The sequence below is a fragment of the Vibrio sp. 10N.286.48.F5 genome, from assembly GCF_041469785.1.
Lineage (GTDB): Bacteria > Pseudomonadota > Gammaproteobacteria > Enterobacterales > Vibrionaceae > Vibrio > Vibrio crassostreae_C.
This window is the reverse complement of sequence record NZ_JBFRLG010000002.1, coordinates 34,328-51,626: the sequence shown is the minus strand read 5'-3', so window position 1 is coordinate 51,626 and position 17,299 is coordinate 34,328. Positions and strand designations below refer to the sequence as shown.

Annotated in this window: 17 protein-coding genes and 1 pseudogene; 10 read left to right on the top strand and 8 right to left on the bottom strand. The window is 44.3% G+C overall.

The window, feature by feature from the left end; translation table 11 throughout:
- Positions 1 to 19: 19 nt before the first annotated feature.
- Together AB4185_RS01325 and AB4185_RS01320 are read right to left on the bottom strand one after the other, a co-directional pair.
- The gene (locus tag AB4185_RS01325) at positions 20 to 667 is read right to left on the bottom strand and encodes a DsbA family oxidoreductase (protein ID WP_017060931.1); all 648 of its coding nucleotides are present in this window, start codon (positions 665 to 667) and stop codon (positions 20 to 22) included.
- Between the two features lie 180 nt (positions 668 to 847).
- Positions 848 to 1,645, bottom strand: coding sequence for a Cof-type HAD-IIB family hydrolase (locus AB4185_RS01320; RefSeq protein ID WP_372134702.1), 798 nt, complete (start codon positions 1,643 to 1,645; stop codon positions 848 to 850).
- A 262-nt stretch (positions 1,646 to 1,907) separates the two neighbouring features.
- Here AB4185_RS01320 and AB4185_RS01315 point away from each other — a divergent pair, with 262 nt between their 5' ends.
- The 5 genes from AB4185_RS01315 to arsB all read left to right on the top strand — a co-directional run bounded on the left by AB4185_RS01315 (position 1,908) and on the right by arsB (position 5,868).
- Complete coding sequence (locus tag AB4185_RS01315) at positions 1,908 to 3,071, top strand: glycosyltransferase family 2 protein (protein WP_017064013.1); 1,164 nt, start codon at positions 1,908 to 1,910, stop codon at positions 3,069 to 3,071.
- Positions 3,068 to 3,730 carry an START domain-containing protein gene (locus AB4185_RS01310; RefSeq protein WP_065583761.1) on the top strand — a complete coding sequence of 221 codons (663 nt, stop codon included), beginning with the start codon at positions 3,068 to 3,070 and terminating at the stop codon, positions 3,728 to 3,730. The genes AB4185_RS01315 and AB4185_RS01310 overlap by 4 nt, the downstream gene beginning before the upstream one ends.
- A 31-nt stretch (positions 3,731 to 3,761) precedes the next feature.
- Complete coding sequence (locus tag AB4185_RS01305) at positions 3,762 to 4,169, top strand: glycine zipper family protein (protein ID WP_029235181.1); 408 nt, start codon at positions 3,762 to 3,764, stop codon at positions 4,167 to 4,169.
- A 192-nt stretch (positions 4,170 to 4,361) separates the two neighbouring features.
- A complete protein-coding gene (locus AB4185_RS01300; protein ID WP_017064015.1) occupies positions 4,362 to 4,703 on the top strand; it encodes a helix-turn-helix transcriptional regulator in 342 nt (113 codons plus the stop codon).
- A 109-nt stretch (positions 4,704 to 4,812) separates the two neighbouring features.
- A complete protein-coding gene (gene arsB, locus AB4185_RS01295; protein ID WP_017065681.1) occupies positions 4,813 to 5,868 on the top strand; it encodes an ACR3 family arsenite efflux transporter in 1,056 nt (351 codons plus the stop codon).
- Between the two features lie 89 nt (positions 5,869 to 5,957).
- Here the strand turns inward: arsB and AB4185_RS01290 are convergent, their stop codons facing one another.
- Positions 5,958 to 6,848 (bottom strand): LysR family transcriptional regulator, encoded by an 891-nt coding sequence (locus AB4185_RS01290; RefSeq protein WP_017066099.1) that lies wholly within the window; start codon positions 6,846 to 6,848, stop codon positions 5,958 to 5,960.
- A 130-nt stretch (positions 6,849 to 6,978) separates the two neighbouring features.
- Here AB4185_RS01290 and AB4185_RS01285 point away from each other — a divergent pair, with 130 nt between their 5' ends.
- From AB4185_RS01285 to glpD, 5 genes are all read left to right on the top strand, one after another.
- Complete coding sequence (locus tag AB4185_RS01285; RefSeq protein WP_017064018.1) at positions 6,979 to 7,410, top strand: PACE efflux transporter; 432 nt, start codon at positions 6,979 to 6,981, stop codon at positions 7,408 to 7,410.
- A gap of 448 nt (positions 7,411 to 7,858) precedes the next feature.
- Positions 7,859 to 8,713 (top strand): MIP/aquaporin family protein, encoded by an 855-nt coding sequence (locus AB4185_RS01280; RefSeq protein WP_004732234.1) that lies wholly within the window; start codon positions 7,859 to 7,861, stop codon positions 8,711 to 8,713.
- 59 nt (positions 8,714 to 8,772) lie between these two features.
- Positions 8,773 to 10,296 (top strand): glycerol kinase GlpK, encoded by a 1,524-nt coding sequence (glpK, locus tag AB4185_RS01275; RefSeq protein ID WP_372134700.1) that lies wholly within the window; start codon positions 8,773 to 8,775, stop codon positions 10,294 to 10,296.
- A gap of 292 nt (positions 10,297 to 10,588) precedes the next feature.
- Complete coding sequence (locus AB4185_RS01270) at positions 10,589 to 11,383, top strand: DeoR/GlpR family transcriptional regulator (RefSeq protein ID WP_372134698.1); 795 nt, start codon at positions 10,589 to 10,591, stop codon at positions 11,381 to 11,383.
- Positions 11,384 to 11,671: 288 nt separating this feature from the next.
- Positions 11,672 to 13,231, top strand: a complete 1,560-nt coding sequence (gene glpD, locus AB4185_RS01265) for a glycerol-3-phosphate dehydrogenase (protein WP_102332361.1) — start codon at positions 11,672 to 11,674, stop codon at positions 13,229 to 13,231.
- A gap of 253 nt (positions 13,232 to 13,484) precedes the next feature.
- Here glpD and AB4185_RS01260 read toward each other — a convergent pair whose 3' ends face one another.
- The 5 genes and pseudogenes from AB4185_RS01260 to AB4185_RS01240 all read right to left on the bottom strand — a co-directional run bounded on the left by AB4185_RS01260 (position 13,485) and on the right by AB4185_RS01240 (position 17,177).
- Positions 13,485 to 14,381 (bottom strand): LysR family transcriptional regulator, encoded by an 897-nt coding sequence (locus tag AB4185_RS01260; protein WP_017069708.1) that lies wholly within the window; start codon positions 14,379 to 14,381, stop codon positions 13,485 to 13,487.
- A gap of 191 nt (positions 14,382 to 14,572) precedes the next feature.
- Positions 14,573 to 14,809, bottom strand: a complete 237-nt coding sequence (locus AB4185_RS01255; protein WP_065606862.1) for a YdcH family protein — start codon at positions 14,807 to 14,809, stop codon at positions 14,573 to 14,575.
- A 267-nt stretch (positions 14,810 to 15,076) separates the two neighbouring features.
- Positions 15,077 to 15,949, bottom strand: a complete 873-nt coding sequence (locus tag AB4185_RS01250) for a radical SAM protein (protein WP_102428072.1) — start codon at positions 15,947 to 15,949, stop codon at positions 15,077 to 15,079.
- Between the two features lie 199 nt (positions 15,950 to 16,148).
- Complete coding sequence (locus AB4185_RS01245; RefSeq protein ID WP_258182976.1) at positions 16,149 to 16,271, bottom strand: hypothetical protein; 123 nt, start codon at positions 16,269 to 16,271, stop codon at positions 16,149 to 16,151.
- A 223-nt stretch (positions 16,272 to 16,494) separates the two neighbouring features.
- A pseudogene (locus AB4185_RS01240) lies at positions 16,495 to 17,177 on the bottom strand (aspartate/glutamate racemase family protein).
- Positions 17,178 to 17,299 lie beyond the last annotated feature (122 nt).

Genomic DNA, 17,299 nt, shown 5'->3' with positions numbered 1-17,299 from the left:
ATTGATAGCAATGATCCGTTTATGATTCAGCAATAAGCTCTTGAAGAATCTGCTTGTAGGTTTCTACCGTCTGCGCGCCCGTTACTGCACTCTTACGGTTGAACACCACAGTAGGAACCGCAGAGATCCCCATGCGTTGCCATTCAAACTCTTGCGCTTCAATTTGCTTCAAGTTGTCGGTGTTCTTTAGGCGCTTCAGTGCCTTCGTTGAGTCTAAGCCAACCGCTTCAAGCTCTTGTGCAATGACTTCAAGATCGGACAGGTCTTTTTGCTCTGTGAAGTGAGCAGCAAAGAAGCGTAGCTTTAACTCAGTCTGTTTGCCGTGCGCTAGTGCAAAATCGAGAAGTACATGTAGATGACGTGAATTGACCATTCTCATACTGTCATAGAAATTGAAATCGAAACCAACCGCTTGGCCGCGAGCCGAAAGCTGTTCTCGTGAACGTTGGCTCTCTTCTGCGCTAGAACCGTATTTTCTCATGATATGGGCACGCAGGTTTTCGCCCTCTTGCGGCATGTCAGGGTTAAGCTCAAACGGCTGCCATTCAAGTTCAATCTGGTCTTCTAAACCAAGTTCCGCAACGGCTAGCTCTAAGTTTTTGTAACCGACTACGCACCACGGGCACATTACGTCAGAAATAATATCAAGTTGAAGTTTCTTGCTCATAATCATTCCAAATATCGTTACTAAGGCGTATCCAATTCAAAGTGAATACCCATCTTTCTGGTTAGACTACAACAAGCTGAACACTCGTTCAAATTTAACTCAATACAACAGCAGCCAACAAAAAAGCCAACTCATTTTCACGAGTTGGCTTTGATAAAAATCGAATCTAGCTTAAGAGCGTTACGCTAGCAACTTCTCAAGTACTTGGAACACACCCGCGTCAACGTTACTTGGCGCGCCAAAACGCGCGATCTCTTTTAACTTTGGATGCGCGTTTTCCATCGCGTAAGAGTGGTAGCTCTCTTTAAGCATTTCCAAGTCATTTAGGTAATCACCAAAGCTCATGGTCTGCGCGTAAGTGAAACCTAATGTGTTCTGTAGATGTTTAATCGCCGCACCTTTTGACGCTTCAGCGTTCATCACATCTAACCAAATTTTTGCGCTTACAACCACTTGGTAGTTCTCACCGAATTTGGCATCAATAGTTGGGTTCACTTTCTCTTGTGAACCGTCGAAGTGACAGATAGCCACCTTGATGAAATCGTCTTCTACCGCCAGTAAGTCTTCTACTTGCTCACGGCGATGGTAGTACTTAGAGATCTCCGCCAGAGCACGCTCATCTTTGGTTTCGATGTATGCCGATTTCTTACCGCATAGCACCACATGCGCGCCTTCAATAGCTCGAGCTTCTTTAATGATCTCTTTAATGGCATCGGTATCAAGCAAGCAGCTGTAAAGTTCTTGGCCTTTGTGCATCACTAATGTGCCGTTTTCAGCAATAAACATCATGCGATCTTTAAGCGGGGAAAATGTTTCTAGCAAGCTGTAATACTGGCGGCCAGACGCGGCAGCAAAAATAATATCTTGCGCTTCTAAGCGCTCATAAAGATTGAAAAACTCAGGGTCGAGCTTTCCATGCTCATCGAGTAAGGTGCCATCCATATCAGTCGCGATAAATTTGATGTTTTGTTGGGGCATGTCGGGCGTACCTATTATTGGATTATGATCATTCGTTATCTTGAGTAACGGTTCTGGGTTCGATTATATCGCTAGAGTCGCTGGTGAATACAATGCTTATTTTACCGCCTGTCAGTCACTGTTTCACATCTTTCCAAGGCAAACGCTAACAGAAGCGCATTCCAGTTTGAAGGGTTAAGTCCTACATACAAGATGTGCGTTAGATCACACTCCACTATATTCTTTCCCGTCTCTCCATCACTTTATTCCGACCACAGTCATTATGATTTTAGCTATTATTACGACCTTGCTTTGCATCGTTACCGTCAAGTTTCTAATCACACTTGCGAACTTAGAGCGCCATCGTATTCACATTGAACCTAAAATATCGTTCAAAAGAACTGAGTGGCCGACTGTTTCCGTCATTATTCCTGCGCGAAATGAAGAAGACAATATTGAAATCAGCCTTGGCTCTCTATTGAAGCAGAGCTACCCAAAAGACAAGTTTGAAGTCATTGTTGTTGATGACTTTTCTACTGACTCAACCCGTGCAAAAGTAGAAGCATTGATCAGTAAGTTCGACGTTAACGCGCGCTGTATTTCAGGTAGAACGTTACCGACCGGATGGCTTGGTAAGAGCAATGCATGTATGGCTGGCGCACTCAACGCGAGCGGTGAATATGTGTATTTCATTGATGCAGATACCGATTCAGCACCCGCGATGCTACAGAGCGTTATCGACTTTGCTATCCAACAAAAAACTGATCTCTTATCGTTTAATCCAAAACAAACTTTTGCGTCTGTGGCAGAAAAAGCGACCTTGCCGGGCATCTTTCTATCGATCGCATCTTATATGAACTTTAAAAACTCGAACGACATGACTAAGGAAGAAGCGATTGCTAACGGTCAGGCGATGTTGTTTACCCGAAAATCCTACGACGCAGTCGGTGGACACGCCGCAGTAGCAAACGCGATATCGGAAGACATCGCCTTTGCAAAAGTCATGAAGGTCAATGGATTTAAGATTTTCTGGGCATTTGCAGACAAACTAATGAGTACGCACATGTATTCAGACTTCAACTCAATCTGGGCTGGCTTTTCCAAAAACATGAATCTTATTGTGAATTGTCAATCGCAAGCACAAGCTTTAAAAGTCTTCATCAAAGCCAACATCATCGCATGGGCGGGACCGCTTTTGATGCTGGTATCGGCGAACGCCTTCATCAGTGACATGTCTGCCATTCATGCTTATTCGCTCATTGTCAGCTCTGTGATGCTCTTGGTGTCGATCGTCACCTACTTCATTTTGGTTAAGGAACTGTTTGTTCCCGCAAAATTTGCGTTAACCGTACCCTTCGGTATTTGTGTTCAAAGCCTACTCGTGCTGAACAGTTACCGCTTATCTAAAACCAATAAAATCAGCTGGAAAGGGCGCTCATTAACATGATGAATAAGATTATTACTTTGCTTCTTCTTGCTTGTTCAGTTTCGGTGTTTGCATCAGACACCGATGGCTGGTCACTGGCACGCGATAAAAAAGGCATCGAGGTTTATAACCGTAAAATTGAAGGCAGTCACTTTAAAGAATTTCGAGCAGAAGGCGACATCAACGCGTCCCTCACTTCTATTATCGCACTCTTTATCGATACCTCTGTTGGCACGCAATGGGTAGAAAACATCGATGACATGGAAGAAATAGAGCATTTTAGTGCGGCGCACACGATCACCAAAACCTATACCAAGGCACCTTGGCCAGTTGCCGATCGTGAAGCTATCGTAGAGAACGTCATCACTCAAGATCCAGAGACGATGGTTGTCACCATTGATCAGCATGGTAGGCCTGATTACCTGCCAAACAATAATAAAAAAATCATCAGAGTGGCTGAATTAGAGGCGAGTTGGATCCTGACACCAATCGACGAAAACACCACCCATATCTCTTATCGAGTATTGAGTGATCCAGGTGGCGATATTCCGTATTGGCTCATTAACATGGTGGCCGTTTCTCAGCCTTACAACACGCTTCGCGGGTTATCTAAGATGTTGGATTCTGGTGAGTACACCGATCGTCGCCTTGATTTCATCGAGAACTACACGTCACTTTAACAATGCAATGAATACTCTAGAGGTCTATATTGTGAAATTTCCATTCTCTCCAATCGCAGCGATATTGCTTGTAGCATCAAGTTCAGTATTTGCTAATCAAATTATTGTCGATACTAAAGGTGTTGATGAAACACAGTATCACGCCGATCTGTATGAATGTGAGCAATACGCTCAACAAGTGAAGCCTGAAGAGGTCGATTCTCTTGGCAGCGATATTGTCGGTTCAACCGCTAAGGGTGCAGCGCTGGGTGCGGTTGGTGGAGCCGTCTCTGGCGGGAGTGGTCATGATGGTGCAAAAATTGGTGCTGGCATCGGTATTATCAGCGGCGCTTTAAAGCACGGTGCTCAAAAAAGACAATCCGCCGAGCTATCTGAGCAGCAGAAGTTTCAAGTGAATCGTAACTGTATGATCAACCGAGGCTATACCGTTCTTAACTAGCGGATAACCGAGCAAAATGGCGTTTAATCGATGTTCACGCCATTTTGCGTAGCTGAGTCAAAGCAGAGTTCAACCATAGTTCCTGAATCGCCACCTTAAAGTTCGTTCAAATAGACAGTGAGCATTGACCCCTATTTAAAATAGGCTTATCATTAATCGTCTTTTAACGATTAATGAAAGTGAGACGTCAATATGAACTCAACTTGCTCGACATCTGGTGGCTGTTCTCTGCCCATCGAACACGGTGATGCTAAAGCAGAAAAGCAAATGGCCGCACTGGCGAAAGCACTCGCTCACCCAGCAAGAATACGTATATTGAGTATCCTTTCCACGTTAGAAAAATCGGGCGGCTGCTTGAACAGTGATCTGGTGAGTGAATTGGGTTTAGCTCAATCAACGGTATCAGAGCACTTAAGAATATTGAAAGCCTCAGGTTTTATTACGGCTGAGTCGATTCCGCCGAAGATGTGTTACCGCATCGACCGCGACAATATTCAACGCTTCGAATCGATATTTAACAGCATTTTAAAATAGAAGTTCACGCTTGAATGATCGGCTTTGATAGCCTTTACTTTTAAGCGTGTTTTTTTGCCACAACCAATCGTTTTTCGACGATTCACGATATCAACTAAGAGAGATTATCATGAAACCAAAGTTAGGTTTTCTAGATCGCTACTTAACACTGTGGATTTTTATTGCCATGGGCCTTGGTGTACTACTCGGCACCCTATTCCCACAGATCGAACAGTGGAACGATTCAATGTCTGTTGGCACCACTAACATTCCGCTTGCGATTGGCCTTATCTTAATGATGTACCCACCTCTGGCTAAGGTTAACTACAACCTGCTAGGCACTGTGGTAAAAGATAAGAAAGCCATTAAGCTCTCTTTGATCATGAACTGGATCGTTGGTCCAATTCTGATGTTTGTATTGGCACTAACTTTCTTGGGAGACCACCCAGGTTACATGGTTGGGGTGATTCTGATTGGTCTTGCTCGTTGTGTGGCGATGGTTCTGGTTTGGAACGACATCGGCGGCGGTAACAAAGAGTACGGCGCGGCATTGGTTGCTCTAAACAGTGCATTCCAAGTGGTGAGCTACAGCTTTATGGCGTGGTTGTTCATCAGCGTTCTTCCACCAGTATTTGGTTACGAAGGCATGTTGGTTGATATCTCGATGATCGACATTGCACACAGTGTACTTATCTACCTAGGTATCCCATTCCTAGCGGGCTTCCTAAGCCGTAAGATCCTTGTGTCGATGAAAGGCGAGCAGTGGTACAACGACGTATTTATTCCACGCATCTCTCCAATCACACTGATTGCACTACTGGCAACCATCGTTCTGATGTTCAGCCTGAAAGGTGAAATGATTGTTGAACTGCCAATGGACGTTCTATTAATTGCGGTTCCACTGACTATCTACTTCACTGCGATGTTCTTCATCAGTTTCTTCATCGGTAAAAAGATGGGCATCGAGTACGACAAGAACGCATCAATTGCATTTACAGCAACAGGTAACAACTTCGAGCTAGCGATTGCCGTGGCTATCTCAGTATTCGGTATCAACTCAGACCAAGCGTTTGCAGGCGTTATCGGTCCACTGATTGAAGTCCCTGTGCTGATTTACCTTGTGAACGTGGCGCTTAAGATGAAAGACAAGTACTACAACGGTCAGACGGTTAAACCTAGCGTATAGCATCTACGTCTACACCTAGAACTAGAACTAACAAAAAGCAGCATCACTTTGAACAGAAAGGCTCACACGTTAAACGGTGAGCCTTTTCTTTATTCAGTTTCGTCTAATAGGCCTTTCAATGCTTGTTCAAGCCAAAGTAATGCAGGACCTTTTGAGCGTGTTTTAGACAGAACAAGATCAACCGGAGGCGACCAAGTTTTATGGTCAAATGACACATTCACCTCTACCAAGCGCTGTTTAATAAGCTCTTCTTCAACAAGGTGTTTCGGTAAGTATGCCCAACCGATATCGCTACCAAGAATCATCTCTTTAATGACGATAAAGCTGTTTGACCACCATACCTTTCCGGCAATCAGCGGAAACTGATCCATCACCTTACCTTTGTCTCCCCTCAACATTAACTGACGATGCGGGAGTAAGTCAGAGAGTTTCGCCACACCTGTTTTTGCGAGCGCATGACTTGGATGACACACAGCAATAAACGGTAAGTGACCGATAAAGCAAGGCTCAGAACCGACATCAAAAGCCAAGTTAGTAAACATTAATCCAATGTCGGCCCTCTCTTCGATAATTAACGGATTGACCTCTGTCGTGGTACACGCAACCAGTTCCACTTCAGTCGCAGGGAATTGTTGACTGAACTGACTAAGGATCTTAGATAGATTCGGGACCAATAGTGAATCATCTAATGCAATTTTGATGAGCCCCTCTTCACCACTGCCCATCGCACTAACCGTCACATTCAGATCTTCAACCTGAAGCACGATCGCTTTCACCTGTTTAAATAACTGCTCGCCCGCTTTGGTTAGTGAAGGCTTTCGAGTCGAACGATCAAAAAGCTCAACATTAAAATCTATTTCAAGATTACTGATGCCTTGGCTCACCGCCGACTGCACCTTCCCCAAATGACGAGCACTGGCAGAAAATGACCCTAATTCAACGGCATACACAAACATTTTCAGTTGTTCAATGTTGTACATTCGGTGTCTCCCAAAACTTACTATCACTATATGTGATGCTAACTATCTTTATATTATCACTTAAGTAGATATTATTTAGCCAAGTCATTAGCCCATCGGCGGCTATTTAATCGTAAAGAGAGTTAGAAAAATGTCACATAAAGAACGCATGTTGCACATGGTGCTATTTGAATTGGTTGCTTTGGTTTTGATGGCAGGGCTTGCAACCTATATTACAGGAAACGGCGCAGGTGAAATGGCAGGCTTAGCGCTCGCAATATCATTGATAGCGATGGCTTGGAACTACGTTTACAACTATGGCTACGACAAAATTTACGGAGCAGACCGAAGCAAAAGAACCACGAAAACACGTATCCTGCACGGATTAGGTTTTGAGCTTGGCTTAATGACAGTGACTCTACCTGTCTTGATGTGGGTTCTACAACTCGACTTCCTAACCGTACTGATCATGGACATCGGCCTAGTTATCTTCTTCGTACTTTACGCGATTGCGTTCAACTGGGCGTATGACTCAGTTCGAGATCAATTGGTTGCGAAAGGAAAAGTTGCAGCTCTGGTTTAGAGCGGTAAGTTCGTCTCGTATAACAAGAACATACACCCAAATTAAAACTGCCAAACTACAACATAGTTGGCAGTTTATTCATTTATGCATACAAGCTCATTTGTTAACGCCCTTGTTACATAGCAAAAACATCACACAGCCCTCCCTAATTAAGTCTAATAATCCGCCACTCACGAAGTAGCATCACAAATCCAAACATAAACTCCTCGTACCAGTTGCGCATTCATTTACATATAGGTAGTTTGAGCGGCTTCGCAACCTATCAATTCGAGCAATGACGTTCATGCGAGCATCTTTTTCGAGCAAAAGTGTTCGGATTAACATTTCAAGTGACTTTAATTAACAATTTTATGCTCAAACGCTCACTTTTGATGTTCGTTTATTTTCGAGTTCGCAAATATATGCACAATACACGTGCTAGATAAGCAAAACTAAAAAGGACTCGAACATGACAACAAACAAACACCCTTCTTTATTTGGGCAATGCTTGGCTGAATTTATCGGTACAGGATTACTCATATTCTTTGGCGTTGGCTGTGTGGCCGCTCTGGTATTAACTGGTGCGACATTCGGACAATGGGAAATCAGCATCATCTGGGGCTTCGGTGTTGCGATTGCAATTTACTGTACTGCCGGCGTTTCAGGCGCACACATCAACCCAGCCGTAACGATTGCACTGGCCATGTTCCATGGCTTTGATAAAGCGAAAGTGGTGCCTTACATCATTTCGCAACTGCTTGGTGCTTTCTGCTCTGCAGCATTGGTTTACAGCCTGTACAGCAACCTATTTACTGACTACGAAATCGCACATAACTTCGTTCGTAGCAGCCAAGACGCACTATCAACTGCTGGTATCTTCTCGACTTACCCACATGCTTCACTTTCTTTCTTCGGCGCTTTTGCTGTGGAATTCGTGATTACTGCAGTGTTGATGTTTGCCATTTTAGCGTTAGGTGATGAGAACAACGGCGCATCTCGCGGTGCAATGAACCCTCTACTGATCGGTATTCTTATCGCGGTTATCGGTGGTTCTTTAGGTCCACTGACGGGCTTTGCAATGAACCCTGCTCGTGACTTCGGACCAAAACTGTTCGCTTACTTTGCAGGTTGGGATTTCGCACTAAGCGGTGCTCGTGATATTCCTTACTTCATCGTTCCAATTCTTGCTCCAATTGCTGGTGCGTGTTTTGGTGGTTGGTTGTACCCACGTGTTATCGGTGCTTACCTACCAGTAGAAGGCCAAGGCTGCACAATTCCAAACCAATGTGAAACAGAAGAAGAAGCTGAACAAGCTCAAGCTTAATCCCTAAGCGACCTTACATTTACTAAAATATAAATAACGAAAGAAAAAGGATTCTTACCATGACCGAGCAAAAATACATTGTTGCCCTAGACCAAGGCACCACAAGTTCTCGCGCTGTAATCCTCGACCACGATGCAAACATCGTTAGCTCTTCTCAAAGAGAATTCACTCAGATTTACCCGAAAGCAAGTTGGGTTGAGCACGATCCAATGGAAATCTGGGCAACTCAAAGCTCTACATTGGTTGAAGCTCTTGCTAAAGCAGGCATCCGCAGCGATGAGCTAGCGGGCATTGGTATCACGAACCAACGTGAAACCACCATTGTTTGGAACAAAGAGACAGGCAAGCCTGTTTATAACGCAATCGTATGGCAGTGTCGCCGTACTGCAGACATCTGTGAAGACCTTAAAGCACGTGGCCTAGAAGACTACGTACGTGACAATACAGGCTTAGTCCTTGACCCGTATTTCTCAGGTACAAAAGTAAAATGGATTCTAGACAACGTTGAAGGCGCTCGCGAAGACGCTGAAGCTGGCAAATTACTGTTCGGTACCGTTGATACTTGGTTGGTTTGGAAGATGACTCAAGGACGTGTTCACGTTACGGATTACACTAACGCGTCACGTACTATGTTGTTCAACATCAACGACCTATGCTGGGACCAGAAGCTACTTGATGAAATGGGCATTCCAGCAGTCATGATGCCTGAAGTGAAGCGCTCTTCAGAGGTTTACGGTCAAACGAACCTTGGTGGTAAAGGCGGTACGCGTATCCCAATCGCGGGTATTGCGGGTGACCAACAAGCTGCACTTTACGGTCAAATGTGTGTAGAAGCAGGCCAAGCTAAGAATACTTACGGCACAGGTTGTTTCCTTCTAATGAACACAGGCCAAGAGAAAGTAACATCAAAGAACGGCCTACTAACAACGCTAGCATGTGGTCCTAAAGGTGAGCCTGCATACGCACTTGAAGGTGCAGTATTCATGGGCGGCGCATCAATCCAATGGCTACGTGATGAAATGAAGCTACTGGCTGGCGCAGAAGACTCTGAGTACTTCGCAACGAAAGTGGATTCTTCAAACGGCGTTTACGTAGTCCCTGCGTTTACTGGTTTAGGCGCACCATACTGGGATGCTTACGCTCGCGGTACGATTGTTGGCCTGACTCGTGGTGTTAACTCTAACCACATCATCCGTGCAACACTGGAAGGTATTGCTTACCAAACTCGTGACGTACTAGACGCGATGCAAGCTGACTCTGGCATCAAGCTAGCAAACCTACGTGTTGATGGCGGCGCAGTAGCGAATAACTTCCTAATGCAATTCCAATCAGACGTGCTGGATACTGAAGTTCACCGCCCTGAAGTAACGGAAGTAACGGCTCTTGGTGCCGCTTACCTTGCCGGCCTAGCGGTTGGTTTCTGGGACAGCATTGATGAGCTTCAAGACAAAGCCGTTCTTGACCGCACATTCATGCCGCACCACGACGAAGAGAAGCGTAACCGCCGTTACAAAGGTTGGAAACGTGCTATCAAGTGTGCACAGGTTTGGTCTGAGCTACACGATGACGATGACAACGAGTAATACTAAGTACTCAGCTAATCGTTAATCATTAGCCGCTGATCTAGGAACTCGAGTAATCTAATCGACTAGATTGTTCGAACCTCAGCAAACGAAACTAAAAAGAGCACTATTTTGTGCTCTTTTTTGCGTTTCAGGCTCAAATTCCACTTTTTGACCAGCGTTTTTGCGGTTTAGACATAATTCCTTACTATCATTACTTCTCTCTTTTCATCAATTCGAGCACAATAGCGTGAGTTTATATTTTCGATTTTGACGCGCTAGAGCCCTTTGCGCGCAGGGAGTGGTAAGTTAAGTGAAGCAGATACCAAGACACCAGCAGATTGTAGATCTGGTAAAAACACAAGGATATGTGAGCACCGAAGAGCTCGTTGAAAAGTTCGATGTCAGCCCACAAACCATCAGACGAGACCTCAATGAACTTGCCGATAGAAACAAAATTCGTCGCTATCATGGTGGTGCAACCATTCCTCTTAGCTCAGAAAACACCTCTTACAACACGCGTAAAGCGCTTAACTTCAATGAAAAAGATGTGATTGCCGACGAGCTGGTTAAACACATTCCAGATGGTGCAACCTTGTTCGTTGATATCGGCACCACACCAGAATCGGTGGCACGCGCGCTGAACAAAAACCACAAACAACTCAGAGTCGTGACTAACAACATCAACGTTGCCAGTATCCTGCTACCAAACCCAGAGATAAAGGTTATCTTGGCAGGTGGCGAAGTGAGAAACCGTGATGGCGGTATCGTGGGTGAAGCAACACTCGATTTCGTGAAGCAGTTCCGCCTCGATTTCGGCATTCTAGGGATCAGCGGCATCGACTTTGACGGCTCACTGCTTGATTTTGACTACCATGAAGTTCGAGTGAAGCAAGCTATCATCGAAAACAGCCGCAGCATCTTCCTGGCAGTCGACCACAGTAAGTTTGGTCGCAACGCAATGGTTAAGCTGGGTAACATCTCTCAAGCACACATGGTGTTCACCAATAAACAGCCACCAGAAGAGATCCTGAACATCCTCAAGGATTCATCGATCCCATTGGAAGTGATCGAGACCGCGTCTCAACCACTAGCGTCGGACGAATAAAAAAACGCTCAGAAATCATGTTCATTAAAAGAGCCCATTATTGATAGATCACTTTATCGATAATGGGCTTTTTTGTTACTTGGAAAGTCGCACTTGAACATGATTAATATCACTTCTATGCTCGAATGAGAGTTATTTGGAACCTTCGCTGTCATAAGCGAAGGTTTTTTTATGCGCAAATCACATAAAACGCGCATAAACGAAAATAATAAATGACCGCAAACGAAAGTTCATATAGGATTCAATTATGTTCTAAAATGCTCGTTCGCTCAGAAAGAGGTCAAAACCATGAGTGCTCAACAAAATAATTCAAACAACAGTACATCTTCCACTTTAGACTTGATCGTGATTGGCGGCGGCATCAATGGTGCAGGCATCGCGGCAGATGCAGCAGGTCGTGGTCTAAACGTTGGCTTATACGAAGCAAATGATTTCGCGTCTGCGACGTCTTCCGCTAGCTCAAAGCTTATCCACGGTGGCCTACGCTACCTTGAACATTACGAATTTCGTTTGGTTTCGGAAGCACTCGCTGAACGTGAAGTCTTGTTAAGAAAAGCGCCTCACGTTGCTCAGCCAATGCGTTTCCGTTTACCTCATCGACCATTTTTACGCCCAGCTTGGATGATTCGCTGTGGCCTATTCCTTTACGATAACTTAGGTAAACGTACGACTCTTCCTGGAAGTAAAACGGTGAACTTGGCTCAATCAGGTTTGCTTAAACCAGAAATGAAAACAGGTTTCGAATACTCAGACTGCTGGGTAGATGATGCGCGTATGGTATTGCTGAACGTGTTGGCGGCGAAAGAAAACAACGCAGAAGTACGCAACTACTGCCGAGTTGAAAAAGCACACCGCGAAGGCGACATTTGGCACGTAACGATTCTTGATGTGATGACAAACCAACGTTTCGAGCGCAAAGCGAAAGCATTGGTCAACGCAGCTGGCCCTTGGGTGAAACAGTTCTTTGATGATGGTTTAGAGCAGGCTTCGCCTCGTAATATTCGTCTGATCAAAGGCTCGCACATTGTTGTGCCACGCATTCACGACGAACCACAAGCGTACATTCTGCAAAACAAAGACAATCGTATTGTGTTCATGATCCCTTACCTAGATAAGTTCTCGATCATCGGCACTACCGACCTTGAATACAAAGGCGATCCTCGCGAAGTAGCTATCGACGATGTAGAAGTTGATTACTTGATTGATATCGTTAACCAGCATTTTGTTAAGCAACTAGAGCGTGACGATGTTGTGTGGACATACAGTGGCGTAAGACCGCTTTGTGATGATGAATCTGACTCGCCACAAGCGATCACTCGTGACTACACACTGGAGCTGGATGCAGAAATGGATCAAGCACCACTGCTATCTATCTTTGGTGGCAAGTTAACGACTTATCGTAAACTCGGCGAAGCGGCACTGAACAAGCTAGAACCTTACCTGAAACACATGGGCGCACCTTGGACAGCTAACGACACACTACCGGGTGGTAACTTCAGCTGCAGCAGAGAACAGCTCGCTAAGATGATCCACACCAAGTACCCTTGGATATCAGAAGCACTGTTACTACGTTATGTGACTCAATTTGGTACTTACACTTGGAAGCTGCTGGAAGGTGCAACGAGCGAAGCTGATCTTGGTACCCAATTCTCAAGCGAAGCACACGGCGTTTATCAAGCTGAGATCGATTACTTGATCAATGAAGAGATGGCGATGACTGACGAAGACATCTTGTGGCGCAGAACCAAGCTTGGCCTGTACTTAAGTGAAACAGAGCAGCATGCAGTTTCTAGCTACTTAAAAGAGAATCTTGAAAGCACTGTGGTGAACTTTTCTCAAGTCGGTTAGTTCTTCTAGCAAAACCATCCGCTCCTGAATATAAATAATGACAAAGCTTAGCGCTCCCCACGCTAAGCTTTTTTATTGTCTACTATTCCGCTCAGCCTGAGACTTTATTCACACCTCTATTTTCAACAAAAACTAAATAGTGTTTTATTAATCCGGTTGATTATCAACTTCACAAAAGGTTGCTATTCTTTATCTCAACGAAACAACACATTTAAAAACGCTCACCATGTCAGCGCTTTAATAACGTTTGTCTCTATGTTTTCTCCCAATACGGCGGATTACCATAATATTCAGAGAAGTAGTCAATGAAGGCTCTCACCTTTGGTGCAAGTAACCTTGTGCTTGGGTACACAGCCCAAATTGCAGGCTCTGATGTTAATGGGTAATCTTCTAATATTTGAACCAGCTGACCGCTTTTCAGTTGTTCATAGGCACACCAATTCGATGTCACCGTGATCCCCATACCACCTGAGGCTGCGTCACGCAGTGCTTCCCCGTTATCTGCCCTGAACGACCCAGATGCCTTAATCGTCTTAGGCCCGCTTTCAGTATTGAAGGTCCAGTTTTCTAAACCAATTAAGCTAATACATTGATGATCGTTAAGATCTCGAGGTTTGGCTGGCTTACCATATTTGATTAAGTAATCAGGCGATGCACACACAATACGCTTGTCTGTCGCAAGTTTTCGGGCAATCAGTGTCGAGTCTTTCAGCTCCGAGATACGAATCGCGATATCAAAGCCACCCTCAACAACATCCACCATCGAATCTGATAGCCTGAGATCGACTTTTAACCCAGAGTAGCGCTCTAAGAATCCAGGTAAGGCAGGAACAAGATGCAAACGTCCAAAAGACGCAGATGCGGTAACTCGCAACGTTCCGGTTGGAGAATCACAACCCACACCGACCGCCGATTTGGCAGCATCCACGCTCGATAACACTTCTTCAGCATGAGGTAAGAATGCTTCCCCCTCTTCGGTTAAAGAGACCTTACGAGTGGTTCGGTGGACCAAGCGAACGCCTAAATTGTCTTCCAGTTTACTGATGTGCGAGCTTGCAACAGCAGGAGACAAACCAAGCTCTTGCCCAGCCATGCTGATGTTATGTGTGGAAGCTAAACGAACAAACAATTTGAGGTGTTCAATATTCATGAGATTACCAATAAAATCTTAAAAATCGTGTACCAGTAACCCTCATTATGCGTCATTCACATAACAATACAACGTATTAACTCAGTTGAATTGTGAAGAAGTGATTGAGCCAAAACGAAAAAAACTCCCGAAGGAGTTTTTGTCTAAGTCTGTAATTCGCCATTTAGCTAGTCAGAAAAATTGCCAACTCACTAGCCCGTTAAACGAGCATGCAGTGAATCTTTAAGCTCAGAACGATCATGTTTCAATTGGTGCATCGAGCCGTCATCAATGGGTGAATCTTTCAGCTCTAGTTTACGAATCTCTTTATCAAGGTTGTCGTATGTCTTCATATCTTCTGCAAAGCCATCGTCAGTTTTAGCAAGCTCAGCAATTTTGTCTTTCATTTCAGGAAATTCGTGAACAAGAGAGTGATTTTCACCTAGCATAGAAACCTCTTAAGTTGAGTAAAGTGATTGGTATTACGCATTCATTATTAACCTTAGCAAGGGAGTCAAATAACAAATGAGATCCAGTACACAGCATAGAATATAGACAATTCAGATTCACAAATTTACAACATCCACCAAGAAAATGGCTTTGCTGATTTTGAATTGTCTCAGTAACGGAAGTAGGCTTATGGCGATTATCCCGCCTCGAAAACAATACTTCTTTCGATTTTTACTTAGCCTGCAAGTATCGTTTTTAACTAAACGCTACCAAGCAAACGTCTGAATAACACTGTCTTTAGCCATTGGGTTTGATGCTATCGCATGGTTCACCTTAGCCAAAAATTGCTCTCTTGAATCAAGCAGGAAACCTTTCTGAGTCACGATGTTATTACCATGGTCGCCCCAATAGAAAGTGTCGATGTTTAGATTCTCAAGCAGATACTTTTCTTCTTCTAAGATCTGAAGTTGCGTCGGCATAACGAACTTGCCACCTTTTACTTCTTGTTCCATCACGGTTCCTGGCTGAATCGCTAACGCCATTGGCGCTATCTGCTCAGGCTTCATGATATTCAGTAATCTTGTGGTCTCGACAATATGTTCACGTGATCGATCACGACCGCCAAGGCCGAAGATAAACGAAAGTAAGGTTTCAATGCCGGCTTCTTTGGCTAATTCCATGCCTTCGATCGCTTGTTCTGGTGTCATGCGCTTTTTGATGTTGTCGAGTACAACCGCATCGCCTGACTCCAACCCCGCATAAGACATAGTGAGACCGGCACTTTTAAGCTCTTTAAGTTCGCTCAAGCTTTTACGACGGAAATCGTTCAAACCACTATAGAGCGATACTTTTCTGCTTTCTGGAAAGGTATGACGAAGCTTATCCAAAATCTTAAGGAGATAATCCGTGCGGGCGGCCATCACGTTGCCATCGATAAGGAAAATTGATTCAACATAAGGATAAATCAGGCGAGCTTCTTCGATATCTTTAAACACATCCTCAATATCACAAACCTTGAATCGTTTATCGCTGAACATATTACAGAACGTGCACGTGTTGATACTGCAACCTAAAGTGGTTTGAATCAGAATGCTCTTCGCCTCTGTCCATGGACGATATACTTTTCCCTCGTAATTCATATTGGTTTCTCCGGTCTATAAGCACGAGAGCGTGCTTTAATAAAACAGAGTTTATCAACACCAGTATTCATTGATAATTCGCGATATAGTCGAATCAGTTTTTAGATTTTGTATAAAATAAAAGCCTTGTGACAACACAAGGCTTTGTAGGGATAACTCTCTACCGGAGCAGCTGAAAATGTGTTTCCACAAAAGAAGATTAGCTGCTGCACCCTTGGGTATGAACTCGATTCATGTCGTCACCGACTTGTGCTTCTTGAGACCCCGTCGATTGGCATCCTGCCACGAATAACAGCGTTACAGATAAGATAAGCCATTTCATAATAAATCCTCTTTCGGTCATGACTAAAGCATAGTGCTTAAAAGCGCGGATACCTCAGTCATTAACTAAAACCTTACCTACCGATAAGGCCTTGGTTAATGAACAAAGCATCGCTTCTTTAACTAACGACCTGCTTTTGTACAAAAAACTTTCACTTCAACGAATGAAAATCGTACAAGAGCGAAAATAGGACAGCTATAGAACTAAGAATAAGAACTAGAAGTTAGTCACTCGTCGCCAAACGTACAGCCGCTTCTGCATGAATGGCTGTGGTATCAAACAAGGGAACATCAGTGTGTTGCTGCTGAATCAGGAGGGCGATTTCAGTACAGCCCAGAATAACGGCTTCTGCACCTTGTTGGCCTAGCTTCTCAATGATTTGACGGTATACATCTCGAGATTCTTCTTTTACTTGGCCTCGACACAGCTCTTGATAAATGATGTTGTGGACTTTCTCTCGGTCACTCTCATCAGGAATCACCACATCGATACCGAATTTGTTAGTCAGACGGCCTTTTGCATGGTGAAAGCGGTACCGAGTAATCCAACTTTCTTTACACCCTGTTCAAGCAACTTCTGCGCTGTGGTATCAGCGATGTGCAAGATAGGAATCGTGACCTTCTCTTCGATCTCAGGAACGACCTTATGCATGGTATTGGTACAAATCAGAATGAAATCAGCCCCGCCCTTCTCTACCGATAAAGCCGCGTCCGATAAGATATCCGCCGTCTCAGCCCAGCGACCTTGATGTTGAAGCTTTTCTATCTCATCGAAGTTCACGCTGTACATACAAACCTTTGCAGAATTGAGCCCGCCGAGTGTGGCTTTAACGCCCTCGTTGATGGATTTGTAGTAGCTCACTGTCGACTCCCAACTCATACCGCCGAGCAAACCGATCGTTTTCATTTTTCTATTCCTTTAATTTCCGACTAACTCGATTAAACCGTCATGCATTGAAAATTTATAGTACGTTCTTGCTTAAAGCGAACCCATAACACCTTATTCCTTTCAAACGATTGCTTTCAAAC

Excerpts from the sequence above, each read along its gene's own strand:
- AB4185_RS01290 (WP_017066099.1), bottom strand. The coding sequence starts at position 6,848 with ATGTACAACATTGAACAACTGAAAATGTTTGTGTATGCCGTTGAATTA.
- AB4185_RS01325 (WP_017060931.1), bottom strand. The coding sequence starts at position 667 with ATGAGCAAGAAACTTCAACTTGATATTATTTCTGACGTAATGTGCCCG.
- AB4185_RS01250 (WP_102428072.1), bottom strand. The coding sequence starts at position 15,949 with ATGAATTACGAGGGAAAAGTATATCGTCCATGGACAGAGGCGAAGAGC.
- AB4185_RS01320 (WP_372134702.1), bottom strand. The coding sequence starts at position 1,645 with ATGCCCCAACAAAACATCAAATTTATCGCGACTGATATGGATGGCACC.
- arsB (WP_017065681.1), top strand. The coding sequence starts at position 4,813 with ATGAAACCAAAGTTAGGTTTTCTAGATCGCTACTTAACACTGTGGATT.
- AB4185_RS01255 (WP_065606862.1), bottom strand. The coding sequence starts at position 14,809 with ATGCTAGGTGAAAATCACTCTCTTGTTCACGAATTTCCTGAAATGAAA.
- AB4185_RS01245 (WP_258182976.1), bottom strand. The coding sequence starts at position 16,271 with ATGAAATGGCTTATCTTATCTGTAACGCTGTTATTCGTGGCAGGATGC.
- glpD (WP_102332361.1), top strand. The coding sequence starts at position 11,672 with ATGAGTGCTCAACAAAATAATTCAAACAACAGTACATCTTCCACTTTA.
- AB4185_RS01285 (WP_017064018.1), top strand. The coding sequence starts at position 6,979 with ATGTCACATAAAGAACGCATGTTGCACATGGTGCTATTTGAATTGGTT.
- AB4185_RS01300 (WP_017064015.1), top strand. The coding sequence starts at position 4,362 with ATGAACTCAACTTGCTCGACATCTGGTGGCTGTTCTCTGCCCATCGAA.
- glpK (WP_372134700.1), top strand. The coding sequence starts at position 8,773 with ATGACCGAGCAAAAATACATTGTTGCCCTAGACCAAGGCACCACAAGT.
- AB4185_RS01310 (WP_065583761.1), top strand. The coding sequence starts at position 3,068 with ATGATGAATAAGATTATTACTTTGCTTCTTCTTGCTTGTTCAGTTTCG.
- AB4185_RS01260 (WP_017069708.1), bottom strand. The coding sequence starts at position 14,381 with ATGAATATTGAACACCTCAAATTGTTTGTTCGTTTAGCTTCCACACAT.
- AB4185_RS01280 (WP_004732234.1), top strand. The coding sequence starts at position 7,859 with ATGACAACAAACAAACACCCTTCTTTATTTGGGCAATGCTTGGCTGAA.
- AB4185_RS01315 (WP_017064013.1), top strand. The coding sequence starts at position 1,908 with ATGATTTTAGCTATTATTACGACCTTGCTTTGCATCGTTACCGTCAAG.